The organism is Acinetobacter shaoyimingii (assembly GCF_011578045.1).
GTDB classification, from domain to species: Bacteria; Pseudomonadota; Gammaproteobacteria; order Pseudomonadales; family Moraxellaceae; genus Acinetobacter; species Acinetobacter shaoyimingii.
Window position 1 is genome coordinate 559,767 of the sequence record NZ_CP049801.1, and the last position, 13,558, is coordinate 573,324.

Sequence of the window (13,558 nt, forward strand, 5' to 3'; positions counted from 1 at the left end):
TGAAATCCCAAATGAGGACTTAAAATGACTAAACAAAAAAATTTGAATGAACAGGCGTCATTTTCCGCACCCATAGAAGATTTGCAAGTGCGAATTGCATTTTTAGACGAATTAGTTGATCAGCTCAACGTTCAAATTGCAATTCAAGATCGAGAATTGTCGGATTTAAAGAAGCAAATGCAACTTTTATATCAACGTGTTGAAGCTTCAGATCCTTCTGATGGTATCGCACCTTTCGACCCGATCAGTGATAAACCACCGCATTATTAAATTGCAATATTATGTGAAATATTGGATATGAACGCATCAGTGCACACAATAGCTGTGTCGCTGAATTTAAGAAAAGCTGTAATTTAATTGACCTTTAGATAGAACATCAGTGTAATAACGATTTTCTGTCCCAGCGATTGGCATCTTCATGAGCAACAAAGTTGTACTTCTCGATCTTGAAAATAATGTGCCTAGTGCTCAATTGTTTAGAGATATTTTTCAGCACTATAGCAGCTTATATATTTTTAATCGTCAGGGAAAATTTGAACTTCCACTGGCTGATTTAACTGAGTTTGCAACTTGGGTCAGTAGTGGGCAAATTGTGGTGCTCGATACATTAACGGCGACAGAAAAAGAATTTGAGTACGCGGTGATTGTGGGACAGTTATTGGCACTTATCGATTTAGACACGCATGTTGAATTGATTTCTTCTGACGAAAGCAGTCAAATTTTAATGGATATGCTTATCGCTTCTGGCTTCAATTGTAGTTTAATTCAAGTTGAACGGGACAATAGTAAAGAGATCAAACAAAAGAATATTGTTCCCTCTGTAGCTAAGATTCTTGCCAATCCTCAATTAACTTTGGTAAAAAAATACTGTGATATTTTGGGAAAAATGTCAGGTAAACCCAATAGCATTGAAAGATTAAAAAACTCGCTCATCAACACGTTACAGGTTGAAGCCGAACAAAGTGAACATTTGGTTGGCATGATGATCAATCTAAAATTGGTAAAATGTCAGGACGAACACATTTCTTTTCGAAAGAAAGTGCTAAAACAATGGATTCAAGTTGATTTAACACAAGACAACATCGCAAAGCCTGCTGTTGCTTCTAAACTTGAAAAAGTTGATGCGCTACTGTCGAAGTTGCAGACAAATTCACAGCAGATTTTGGATGATCTTCAGCAGCAACACTCAGTTCAAAGTATTCAAAGTGATTTATTTAAAAACTTTGATAAGATTGATCCAGTGCAAATGGAAGTGATTCAAAAATTGAATCAGATGAAATCCAAACCAAAAGATATCTATGAACTGCGTGATTTATTAGAACAGCTTTTTCCAAAATCGGATGTGCGATTATTACTTAAAGAAATGATCGATAAAGGATATATTTATTGGAATGGGCATTCAGTGATATATAGCCATGAGATGTTTTTAAATTAAATTTCATTTGGCGTAGAAAAGAAAAACGATGCAATTGCATCGTTTTTTTGTTTTATAAATTCACAACACCACCATCTATGAGTATTTCTGTTCCAATGACATAGCGTGACTCATCAGAAGCAAGATAAATAAAAGCGGCTGCAACTTCATCTGCTTTTGCCATACGTTTTGCTGGCACAATATGTACGATACTATCGAGCATCGCTTGTTTTACTTCTGGATTTGGTGCAACTTTATCAAAAGCAGGAGTATCTGTTGGTCCAGGTGATATTAAATTAAAGCGAATATTTTGCTCAATCAAATCTTTAGATAATGTACGTGCCAGTGATCGTAGGGTAATTTTGGACGCAGCATACAAATTGCTATGATCTAAAGCAATATGAATATCGGCCGTTCCACAGAACACAACAGAAGCGTCATTATTTAAAATAGGAACAATTGCTTGAATAAGAAAGAACGGACCTTTGACATTGGTGTCGAACACTAAATCAAATTCTTCAGGTGTCCAATAACCTAAAGGTTTATGCATTACGTTTCCTGCATTAATGAAGATCGCATCTAGATGAATATCTCTATCTTGTAATGTTTTTACCAATTCAATTTGTTCAGCGACTTTGGAACTGTCACTTACCAGTCCTAGAGTCTGTTCAGGATATTTTTTTTGTAAATCTTCAACTTTTTCTTTATTACGACCAGTAAAAATCACAAAAGCACCTTCTTGAATGCTTTTTTCTAAACTGGCTAAACCGATTCCGCTAGTAGCTCCTGTAATCAGAATTTTTTTGTTTGCTAATCTCATCTTAAATTCCTCTGTATTTAAGAATTTAACATGCAACTTTTTAGTGCTAAGAAAAAGGACTTACCTTTTGGATAGTGAATATCTTTGTTGATAGAAATATGATAATTGCAATTCAAACAAAATGTTATTTTTTGTATAAATAGTGAGGCAATTGAAATTCGTACTGATGACAATGAATACTTTGCTGGAAAGTTTTTTTTATTATTTTCAGGTAAGTGGAGTTTACCAATATTGCGCTATTTGTTTATTGCAAATGCACCAATTCGTTTCAATAAAATTCATCGTGATTTGAGTCCAATTACCCAAATGCAACTTTCTAAATATTTAAAAGCATTGGAGCGGCTAAATCTAGTTGAAAAAAAATCCTATGCAGAAATTCCGCCTCGAGTTGAATATTCAATTACAGACTTAGGAAAAAGTCTGGACCAACCTCTTGCTGAATTAAGTAATTGGATGAAACAACATGACAATTTTTTTAAATAAATTTCCATACTTTTATAGTTGAACTAACTCTCTGATTAAGTTCAATATTTTTCACTTGATATCTCCAAGTTATTTTATTGCTCATAATGACGTCAAAATTGAATTTTAAAAATCATAAAAGCAATTCTTTGGTATTCTACTTTTCTTAATCTCATGGTATTTAAGTCAGTGTTTATACTAATATTATAAAAAATGAAAAATCACGCTTTATAGTGCAATTTAGCGCACTTGAAATTTCTGCATTGAATAACAATTAAAAAAGCTGAAATGAGTTCGTTTTAAGTGCTTGATCAAAATGTTTAACCAGCAATTTTCATTTTGATCTTGCCTTTTATATTGACCTTATGCAACTCTAATATAAGGAAATGAAGGTTGAGCTATGGAAAACATCGGAATTTGGGTCACAGTTGTCATTGTGGTTTTTGTCTTAGGGTCTATTTTTGGATTACGTGTGAATCCTCGAGAGAAGGCACTTGGACTGATGCGTGAAAAGGCGAGAAAAATGTCTTTACACCCACGACTCGTACCAGCACCAGATTGGACAAAGATTCCAAAAGCGACAGAAAGTCGTGCCAGTATGGTGGCCTATTATAGTGTACTCATTCCAGAAGCTCGCCTACCATTAATGCGTGCACGTGTAGAAGATCAAAAACTTCATGTTGTTACGGGTGATGAAAAATTTAATGATTTACCGATTGCATTAAAGGGCATTTATGCTATTGATATGCAGGCAAACTGTGTAGGACTCTACTGGGATGAAGAAACTGACCTTCGAGCGACACAGTTAGATGATATTAAAGTCTATTTACATTCTTTAGCAGAACTTTAATATATACACCACTTTTATAGGAATAACGGTTCATTATGGCGAACTCTCCTCGGTCCACATCCAAAAGCACCGCAGCTCAATCTCCTAAAGCTGGCCAAAAACGTGCCTTAGTGATTGTGGAGTCGCCTGCAAAAGCGAAAACGATCAATAAATATTTGGGTTCGGACTATATTGTGAAATCGTCTGTAGGTCACGTACGTGATTTACCTACAGGAGGTAGTGCAAAAACCACAGAAAAAAAACCTGCAACACGTACCAAATTAAGCGATGAACAAAAAGCAGAAAAAGCTCAAACCGCTTTGGTGAATCGTATGGGGGTTGACCCTGAGCATGACTGGAAAGCCAAATATGAAGTGCTTCCAGGCAAAGAGGGTGTGGTCGCTGAACTAAAAAAACTGGCTTCTCAAGTCGATGAAATCTATCTCGCAACGGATATGGATAGAGAAGGGGAAGCAATTGCTTGGCATTTAAAAGAAGTGATTGGTGGTGATGATTCACGTTATCAACGTGTGGTCTTCAACGAAATTACCAAAAATGCCATCCAAGAAGCGTTTAAACAACCTTCTCGTCTTGATATCGATAAAGTAAATGCACAACAAGCACGTCGCTTCTTAGACCGTATTGTCGGCTTTATGATCTCGCCATTGTTGTGGGAAAAAATTGCGCGTGGTTTATCAGCAGGTCGTGTGCAATCTGTTGCTGCAAAACTGGTGGTAGAACGTGAACGTGAAATTCGTGCCTTTGTACCAGAAGAATATTGGCAAGTATTTGCAGATACCAAAGCATCAAAAGATGACATTCGTTTAGAAGCAGTGAAACAAGGGGGTAAAACCTTAAAACTGCAAAATAAAGCGCAAACAGATGCTTTATTAAAGATTCTGAATGATGCCGAATACAAAGTGTCAGTGCGTGAAGATAAACCGACTAAGGTGAATCCAAGCGCGCCATATATCACCTCTACGCTTCAGCAAGCGGCCAGTACACGTCTCGGTTTTTCTGTGAAGAAAACCATGATGATGGCACAGCGTTTGTATGAAGGTGGTTTTATCACCTATATGCGTACTGACTCGACATTCTTAAGTGATGACGCGGTCAATATGGTTCGTGGTCATATCGAATCAGAATTTGGTCAAAAGTATCTTCCTGCTAAGCCGAATCGTTATGGCAATAAGGCTGGTGCACAAGAAGCCCATGAAGCCATTCGTCCATCCAATGTGGCACTCAAAGGTGATCAATTGGTGGGTGTAGAGCGTGATGCTCAGCGTCTTTATGACCTGATTTGGCGTCAGTTCGTGGCATGTCAAATGACACCAGCAGAATACTTATCATCGACCATTTTAGTGGATGCCAATGGTATTGAGCTCAAAGCCAAAGGTCGTACTTTGGTATTTGATGGCTTCACCAAAGTACGTGGTCAAAACAAATCTGATGATGATGTGTTATTGCCAGCGGTCAAAGTCGGTGAAATCTTAAAACTTGAAAAGTTAGATCCTTCGCAACATTTTACCAAGCCGCCAGCACGATTCACTGAAGCATCTTTGGTTAAAGAACTAGAGAAAAAAGGCATTGGTCGTCCTTCAACCTATGCTGCTATTATTTCCACCATTCAAGATCGTGGTTATGTGAAGTTAGATAACCGTCGTCTCTTTGCAGAGAAGATGGGTGAAATCGTGACAGACCGTCTCGATGAAAACTTTAATAACCTGATGAACTATGCCTTTACCGCAGACTTGGAAGGTCAGCTCGATAAAGTTGCCGATGGTGAACGTAATTGGAAAGAACTGCTTAATAACTTCTACGGTGATTTCAAAAAACGTTTGACTACAGCACAGGGCGAAGACGGTATGCGCCGTAATCAACCTGTGGAAGTTGAAGCGGTGCATTGTAAAGAATGTGACCGTCCAATGCAGATTCGTACGGGTACTACAGGTGTATTCTTAGGATGTTCAGGCTATAACTTGCCACCGAAAGAACGTTGTAAGGGTACTTTGAATTTGACTCCTGTTGAATCTTTGGCTGTATTGTCCGATGACGAAGGTGCAGAAACTGCAGATTTGATGTCAAAAAAACGTTGTCCAATTTGTGAAACAGCAATGGACAGCTACGTGATTGATGGTGGTCGTAAACTTCATATTTGTGGTAATAATCCAGATTGCGTGGGATATGAGCTTGAAGAAGGCGAGTTCAAAATCAAAGGTTACGATGGTCCAACCATTCCGTGTGATAAATGCGATGGTGAAATGCAATTAAAGACTGGGCGTTTCGGTCCTTACTTTGCATGTACCAGCTGCGACAATACGCGTAAGGTATTGAAAAGCGGTCAACCTGCACCACCACGTGTCGATCCAATCAAAATGGAGCATTTACGCTCTACTAAACATGATGACTTCTTTGTCCTTCGTGATGGTGCTGCAGGTTTATTCCTTGCTGCAAGTAAGTTCCCGAAAGTTCGTGAAACACGTGCACCAAAAGTATCTGAACTTCGCAGTGTTGCCGATCAGCTTGATCCTAAGTATCAATTTATTTTGAATGCGCCAGATCAAGATCCTGAAGGGAACCCTACATTGGTGAAATTTAGTCGTAAGAACCAAGAACAATATGTGGGTTCTGAAACAGATGAAGGTAAACAAACCAAATGGAGTATGGTTTACCGTGATGGAAAATGGATTGAAGCTTAATCTTCAATACGACCTTCAGTATCAGCCCACTTCGGTGGGCTTTTTTATTTTCAAAATAAAATAGAATTTTCAATGTTCTATGAAGACCATGATTTTAATCTGTATGCATAGAGATGATGAACTGAATTTAGACATACAGTCATTATGATTGGCTAACATTTGGTTTTTAGACAGCTTAAATCGCTCAATGTTTTCTTGTATATGTCACTTTGAGATTGATAGACGTTATCTCAAGTTTACAGTTTATAAACAAATAAGAATGAACATACTGATTTTCTTTAAATCGATTTTTCGTTATTTGAAAAGATGGCAAGGCTTGAAAATCAACCTTTCTAAGCTGGAACATGATGTACATATCAGATTCTTTTTTGCATATTCGGATTTAAGGCTGATCTCTTTTTTACATAATGTGACTTGAGTCACATTATTGCTATTGATTATATTGTTGATATAAATCACAAAAAAGACATTTACCATGACTAGATTTATCCATTTTGTGTGATAAAAGTGTTTGCTCTCTTTATAGAGTATGAGTCTTGGTTTTTTGAATGTGATGAGCTTAAGAACTCAACAAATTTATGACTTTAAAATAATGAGAATAGTATGTGGAAAATTATTCGAGTAGCCGTTCTACTCATGATCCTCATTGTTGTTGCTGCTAATGCTTGGCGTGACAAAAATCAAGATTGGTCTAAACCTGTCATTGTGTTGTTACATCCTATAAATTCAGATCATCAAGCATCGACACAAAAATATATCGATGAACTTTCGGTTGATGACTTTAGTGATGCCAACAAATTTTTAATGGAACAATCGAAACAGTATCGTGATCAACCTGTATCGGTTTACATTCAATTAGGACGTGAATTGCTCAAAGCGCCTCCTAAGGTTCCTGAAAATGGTAATTTCTTAGACAATATGCTGTGGAGTCTAAAGTTTAAGTGGTATGCATGGAGACAGCATGAGCGTGCTGATGGTTCTCCAACAGTGACTTTGTATCTGAATTACTATGATATGAATACGACCACAGTGCTTAAGCATTCCACAGCACTTGAAATTGGTAAAGTGGGGTCTGTAAATCTGTTTGCTGCCAGTGAACAAGACGATCAGAACAATATTATTTTAACCCATGAGTTATTACATGCTTTTGGTGCGAAGGATAAATATGACTATTTAACAGGTCAGCCAAGATATCCTTTAGGTTATGCAAACCCCAATCAGAAACCTTTGTATCCACAAACTCAAGCTGAGTTAATGGCAGGGCATATTGCGATTTCAGCCATGGAAAATGTGATGCCAAACTATCTGGGACAGGTTATTGTGAATCAAACAACAGCTTCTGAGATTGGTTGGACAAAAAGATAGATCATATCTAGGTTAGACGTCATAAATTGAAATGAGAAGTCATTGTCAAAAGTGTTGAGACTCAGCTTTTTTCAAAATGGATGGTATAGAGCCATCCATTTTTTTTGTGAGATTTTAGGGACTGTTTACTGAGTGCGGTATTTGAGCGTCTTTTAAAGCCAATTTTGTTAATCAACAGGCTTTTACAATGATATTTTATCCATGCTCTTTAGCGGTCATGATCTCGTTGAAAATAGATGCTTAAGTAAAATGGATGCAGATTAGATACACAGTTTTGTGAAGAAAATGCTAAAAAAGAATCGAGTTTGAGTAAAAAAAGGTGACTTCATGAGAACAGTAGGAAATGATCTGGTTCGACATCAATTGCATGAAAATCGTAAATGGTATTTAGGATTGGGAATCCTACTTATTGTATTTGCTTTGGTTTTATTCGGATCCTTAGCATTTGCCACACTTTCCGTGGTGTTTTTATTTGGTGTTTTGATGATGGTCGGCGGTATTGCACACATTATTGCTGCATTCAAAATTTTTGAAGGAGGCTACCGTTGGTTACTGGTAATCTTTGGAATTTTATATTGTGTTGCAGGTTATTACGCATTTAAAACGCCAGTTCAAACAGCCGTAGTACTGACCCATTTATTGGGTATTCTGTTGGTCATTGCAGGCATTATTCGAATTCTAAGCTCAGCCATTTTTCGTGTATATCAAGGTTGGGGTTGGACGCTCTTTTCAGGCATTTTGACCTTGGCAACAGGGATTCTTATATTGGTCACACCAGACGCGCCATTTTGGGTGCTAGGAATGTTCCTTGCTATCGATATTCTATTTCAAGGGATTAACTACCTCAGTCTTGCTTCGTATATTAAATATCAGCTACCAAAAAGTTCCGCGGATGTCTAAATCTACTGTTTAATTATCTGTTTTATAAAAAAGAGCTTTCATGGCTCTTTTTTATGCTTATGGCTAGTTTAAACCAAAGCGAAATCAGGATATGTTGAGTTTTACCACTTGTTCACACAAAGAAATCCTTTCATGGCACTGACTTTTGTACTTGCACCAGACTCATTTAAAGAAAGCATGTCTGCACTTCAAGCGTGTGAAGCCATGGCGCGTGGGATACAAGCGGTATTTCCAGATGCCCAATGTATTCATTTCCCTATGGCAGATGGTGGTGAAGGAACGGTAGATGCACTCATTGCGGCATTAAATGGACAAAAGATTGAGTGCGAGGTGATGGGGCCTGTGCCCAATTCAAAAGTGCAAACCTATTTTGGCTTAATTGATGATGGTCAAACCGCCGTCATTGAAATGGCCAAAGCCAATGGTATTGAACTTTTAGAACCTTCAAAACGTAATCCTTTACTCACCTCAACCTTTGGTACAGGAGAGATGATCCTTCGAGCCTTAGATTTGAGCGTATCAAAAATAATTCTAGGTTTAGGTGGGAGTGTCACCAATGATGCAGGTGCAGGTATGGCACAGGCGTTAGGCGCTCGACTGTTAGATGCTCAGGGTAATTCAGTTGCATTCGGTGGTGGAGTTTTGGGGAGGGTTCGGCAGATTGATTTATCGGATTTAGATGTGCGTTTACAAAACGTGGAAATCATCATTGCTTCAGATGTGACCAATCCTTTGTGTGGTGAAACGGGGGCATCTTATGTCTTTGGACCTCAGAAAGGTGCTACTCATGAGATGGTTCAACAATTGGATGCCAATTTAAGCCATTTTGCCGATATGGTGGAATCGCATGTAAATCGTCAGTTACGTGATGTTGCAGGCTCAGGGGCAGCAGGGGGATTAGGGTTTGGTTTAATGGCTTTCACAAATGCGAAAATTCAATCAGGTGCTACGCTTGTGATTGAGCAAACGCATCTGGCAGATAAAATTGCTGAAGCAGATTATGTATTTACGGGTGAGGGTAGCATCGATTTTCAGACCAAATTTGGTAAAACGCCTTGGGCGGTGGCACAAGTGGCAAAGCAATTTGGTAAACCCGTGATTGCCTTTGCTGGAAAGGTCGGGGATGACATTCAACCTTTATTTGAAGAAGGTTTTACTGAAATTATTGGAATTAATCCACCTGATTATGATTTGGAAACGGCATTGAAAAATGCGGAAAGAAATTTAACTCAAAAAGTACAGGGAATGTCTAAATCATTGTCCTATTTTAAGGATTCACTTTCTTAATTATCTTTTTAATTAACATGTACATACATAAATATAGTTGAGATAAATTTTCAAATATTCACAATGATTTTTAATCGAATTGGATAGCTAAGTTGGATGAAATTTCAACCTAAAAAATTCATTCATAAAATTAAATTAAATTAAAATCATTGTAGGAAAAAAGAAATGAATCAATCAAATCCTGATTATGCTCGCTATTTAGATGCCGCACTCGAAATGAGAAGTTATTATATTGAACTCAGTAAAACTGCAGGCACACCTGACGCATTATTTTCAGTTGAGAATTTTGAAATCACTGCAAATAGCGATGCTGAACGAAAAATTCCTGTCAGACTTTATACGCCAACAGAAAAACCTCATCACGAATCTTACCCACTTGTTTTATTTGTTCATGGTGGAGGATGGGTGTCTGGAAATTTAGATACGCATGATGTTTTAGTACGAGCGCTATCTTTGCACTTAAATGCGGTGGTATTGTCTGTTGATTATCGTCTAGCTCCAGAAGTGGATGCAATTGGACAAAATGTAGATGTGAAAGATGCTTTTTTGTGGCTTTATGAAAATGCAGAAAAATTAAAAGGTGACAAAACTAAAATTATTGGGGTTGGTGATAGTGCTGGCGGTGCTTTAATTTCGATTCTAACGACTGATTTAAAAAAGAAATATTTTGCAGCCCAGTGGTTGATGTATCCCGTGATTGGCTTAGATGTCACAACCCCTTCAGCTTTAAAATACGGTGAAAGCTATTTCCCAACCAACGAAGCGATGAAAACGTTCTGGAAAAGTCAGCTTCCTGAAGGATATTCAGATCAGGATCCACGACTTTCTCCTTTATTTTCTGATGTAAATGGTTTGCCACCAACACTTATTTCAGTTGCAGGCTTGGACCCTTTGACATCAAGTTCTGAGGCTTATGCTGAAAAACTAAAAGCCCATGGCGTTGAGTCAGTCTTAAAAAATTACGATGGTGCAGAGCATGGTTTTTTACAATTTTTTAAAGATGCCAAGAACCATCCAGCTGGTCAAAAGGGTTTCGAAGAAGGTATTCAGCAATTGAAAGTTTGGTTAAAAATTTAATCAGCTAGTATTGAAGCTGTCATAGTTTGTGGACTTTGTATTAGGTTGCACTGCTGTATCATATTCAAATTTCACGATTTAAATTAGAAAATTTGAATCTAACAACTCTTTATCACTGGATAAATTGTATCATTCAGCAATTCTTAAAATGATATCGAGAAACTTAAGTCATTAATCTTTTTTGATCGAAGCACTATTAGGTGCAGGTTTTGCTAAACTACTTATTCAAATTTGATGATGAGCCCCCATGAGTTTAGCCAACCTGATTAATGAATTAAATCCTCAACAGAAACAAGCTGCGACCACAGATTCACAACATAGCTTGGTACTTGCAGGGGCAGGTTGTGGCAAAACCAAAACCATTGTGGCACGAGCAGCTTATCTTATTGAGCAAGGTGTGCCTGCCAATCAAATCCAAATTCTGACCTTTACCCGCCGTGCAGCCAGTGAAATTGTGGCACGTGTGGAGTTGGCACTGGGAGAGCAAGCCAAAGGACTGAGAGCGTCAACGTTTCATACCTTTTGCATGTACTTGCTACGTCGTGTTCCAAAAGCTTTTGGTATGGAGCAATTTTCAATTATTGATCGTGATGATCAGATGATGATGTTCCGCCTGATTCGTGGTAAAGATGACAAGAAAAATCCCAATCAACTTCCTAAACCTGCGGAACTTTGTGATCTGTATTCGTTTGCGCGAAATACACGTCAAAAATTGAGTGTGGCTTTAGAAAAACAAATGCCTGAATTTTTGGCAATGAAAGATCTCATTGCCGACATCATGAAAGAATACGAAGCACGAAAAAAAGCCCGTAGTTTTCTGGACTATGATGATATTTTGGCGATTGTCGCTTCAGCCTTGGCGCAGTCTGATGGCTTGGTCGATTATGTTGCGAGCATGTGTCAACATATGTTGGTCGATGAAATGCAGGATACCAATCCATTGCAATGGGCTTTGCTTGAGCCTTTAAAAGAATGTGTAAATTTGTTTTGTGTCGGGGACGATGCTCAATCCATTTATGGTTTCCGTGGTGCAGATTTTGAAAATATTCACCACTTTAAAGAACGTGTGCCGAATGCACAGATTTTTAAACTAGAAAAAAATTATCGCTCTACTCAAGAAATTTTGGATCTCTCCAACTGGCTACTCGATCAAAGTGAAATTAAATACGACAAACATTTAGAGGCTTACCGTGGTGAAGGCATTAAGCCAAGACTACATGTTTTTCCAAACGAATTTGATGAAGCCAAATGGATCGCCATCGACATTAAAGAGCGTCATTACTTAGAAGGCAGTCCTTGGCGTGATCATATGGTCTTAGTGCGCTCCAGTTTTGCTGCACGACATATTGAAGCGGCCTTTATTCAAGCCAATGTGCCGTATCGTTTTATTGGTGGTTTAAAACTGCTTGAAACAGCCCATGTGAAGGATTTAATGAGTCTGTTACGTGTGATGGCAAATCCTTTGGATGATATTGCATGGATGCGCTTTTTAACGCTATGGAATGGTGTGGGTGATGTAGGCGCAAGTCGTTTGGCACAACAGTTACTGCTTGAGTCCGATGTTGATGGTATTGCTGAAAAATTAGAGAAATTCGGCAGAATTCCAGCTCAAGCGATTTTAATCATGAAGCAAATGGCTGTGATTAAACATGAAGTGCAAGCTTGCGTGACATTGGCGATACAAGCCATTGAAAATCAGCTCACGGAAAACTATAAAAAAGATTGGAATCGCCGTCAGGGTGATTTTGAATTGGTTAAGCAATTGGCGTCTAAACATGATCAGCTCAGTGAGTTTTTAGAAGCTTATGTGCTCGATCCAGTCTCCATTTCAGAAATTGAACGTCAGTCTGAAAGCGATGTGGTCACACTCATCACCATTCATTCTGCAAAAGGCACAGAACAAAAAGTGTGTTACGTTGCCAATGTTTCAGCGGGGCAATACCCACATGCGCGTGCACAAGGCGATTTTAATGATGTTGAAGAAGAGCGCCGTGTGCTCTATGTCGCGTTGACTCGTGCACAAAATGAATTAATTCTGACTAAGCAAAATTTAAGCATTTGGGCGCGTGATCAGATTGATGAACAAGGACGTAAAGTGGAAAGCTATTTCCTTAACGATCTGACTCGAAATTTATGTACCACTGAAACCCACTATAAGACACGTCAGCAAACAGTCAAAAGTGCCTTGATTGAACGTAAAACGATTAATTTAGATTTTGGTATCGATCTCGATTAAACTAGCTACATTACACATATGTGTTGTTATTTTTTGATGCGAATGACAAGAAGTGAGAATCGTCGCTTTTTGAAAATTTTGCCTATTTTAAGGTTGTAAGATGAAAATTTTAGTTCGTAGCTTGGAACGTACAGTCACAGAAGCTGAGTTGCTGAAACTGTTTCAACAATATGGAACAGTGGAATCATGTGCTTTGGTGATGGATGCTGCGACAGGTAAATCTAAAGGCTTTGCTTTTGTGGAAATGCCTCATGGTCGTGAAGCAGTGAAAGCGATTAAAGGATTAAATACCTTACGCTTGCATGGTACAGGTATACGCGTTAAACAGGCTGATGATAAACCAACAGCTGAAAAATAAGAAAGGGAGCGTAAGCTCCTTTTTTATTGCTTAAACTGCAAATATTCATTTGAAATGTATACTGATATTTAAGTGACATTATTGAGCTTAAAGTGATATTTTTAGATACTT

12 protein-coding genes are annotated in these 13,558 nt (G+C 38.1%); 11 read left to right on the forward strand and 1 reads right to left on the reverse strand.

What is annotated here, in order from left to right; genetic code table 11:
• Positions 1 to 24: 24 nt before the first annotated feature.
• Positions 25 to 270 carry a SlyX family protein gene (locus G8E00_RS02585; RefSeq protein WP_166008542.1) on the forward strand — a complete coding sequence of 82 codons (246 nt, stop codon included), beginning with the start codon at positions 25 to 27 and terminating at the stop codon, positions 268 to 270.
• A gap of 148 nt (positions 271 to 418) precedes the next feature.
• A complete protein-coding gene (locus G8E00_RS02590) occupies positions 419 to 1,435 on the forward strand; it encodes a hypothetical protein (protein ID WP_166221786.1) in 1,017 nt (338 codons plus the stop codon).
• Positions 1,436 to 1,487: 52 nt separating this feature from the next.
• Here G8E00_RS02590 and G8E00_RS02595 read toward each other — a convergent pair whose 3' ends face one another.
• A complete protein-coding gene (locus tag G8E00_RS02595; RefSeq protein WP_166008540.1) occupies positions 1,488 to 2,234 on the reverse strand; it encodes an SDR family oxidoreductase in 747 nt (248 codons plus the stop codon).
• A 105-nt stretch (positions 2,235 to 2,339) separates the two neighbouring features.
• On the opposite strand from G8E00_RS02595, the gene G8E00_RS02600 reads away from it, so the two are divergent.
• The 9 genes from G8E00_RS02600 to G8E00_RS02640 all read left to right on the forward strand — a co-directional run bounded on the left by G8E00_RS02600 (position 2,340) and on the right by G8E00_RS02640 (position 13,447).
• Positions 2,340 to 2,717 carry a winged helix-turn-helix transcriptional regulator gene (locus G8E00_RS02600; RefSeq protein WP_227591387.1) on the forward strand — a complete coding sequence of 126 codons (378 nt, stop codon included), beginning with the start codon at positions 2,340 to 2,342 and terminating at the stop codon, positions 2,715 to 2,717.
• 379 nt (positions 2,718 to 3,096) lie between these two features.
• The gene (locus G8E00_RS02605; RefSeq protein ID WP_166008539.1) at positions 3,097 to 3,546 is read left to right on the forward strand and encodes an ammonium transporter; all 450 of its coding nucleotides are present in this window, start codon (positions 3,097 to 3,099) and stop codon (positions 3,544 to 3,546) included.
• A 35-nt stretch (positions 3,547 to 3,581) separates the two neighbouring features.
• The gene (gene topA, locus G8E00_RS02610) at positions 3,582 to 6,224 is read left to right on the forward strand and encodes a type I DNA topoisomerase (RefSeq protein ID WP_166221788.1); all 2,643 of its coding nucleotides are present in this window, start codon (positions 3,582 to 3,584) and stop codon (positions 6,222 to 6,224) included.
• A 603-nt stretch (positions 6,225 to 6,827) separates the two neighbouring features.
• Positions 6,828 to 7,589: a hypothetical protein gene (locus tag G8E00_RS02615; protein WP_166221790.1), complete on the forward strand. Its 762-nt coding sequence runs from the start codon at positions 6,828 to 6,830 to the stop codon at positions 7,587 to 7,589.
• 327 nt (positions 7,590 to 7,916) lie between these two features.
• Positions 7,917 to 8,489 (forward strand): HdeD family acid-resistance protein, encoded by a 573-nt coding sequence (locus G8E00_RS02620; RefSeq protein ID WP_166221792.1) that lies wholly within the window; start codon positions 7,917 to 7,919, stop codon positions 8,487 to 8,489.
• A gap of 132 nt (positions 8,490 to 8,621) precedes the next feature.
• Entirely contained in the window at positions 8,622 to 9,776 is a 1,155-nt protein-coding gene (locus tag G8E00_RS02625) for a glycerate kinase family protein (RefSeq protein ID WP_166221794.1), read from the forward strand.
• 165 nt (positions 9,777 to 9,941) lie between these two features.
• Entirely contained in the window at positions 9,942 to 10,853 is a 912-nt protein-coding gene (locus G8E00_RS02630; protein ID WP_166221796.1) for an alpha/beta hydrolase, read from the forward strand.
• Between the two features lie 247 nt (positions 10,854 to 11,100).
• Positions 11,101 to 13,089 carry an ATP-dependent helicase gene (locus tag G8E00_RS02635; RefSeq protein WP_166221798.1) on the forward strand — a complete coding sequence of 663 codons (1,989 nt, stop codon included), beginning with the start codon at positions 11,101 to 11,103 and terminating at the stop codon, positions 13,087 to 13,089.
• A 100-nt stretch (positions 13,090 to 13,189) separates the two neighbouring features.
• The gene (locus tag G8E00_RS02640) at positions 13,190 to 13,447 is read left to right on the forward strand and encodes an RNA recognition motif domain-containing protein (protein WP_166008532.1); all 258 of its coding nucleotides are present in this window, start codon (positions 13,190 to 13,192) and stop codon (positions 13,445 to 13,447) included.
• Positions 13,448 to 13,558 lie beyond the last annotated feature (111 nt).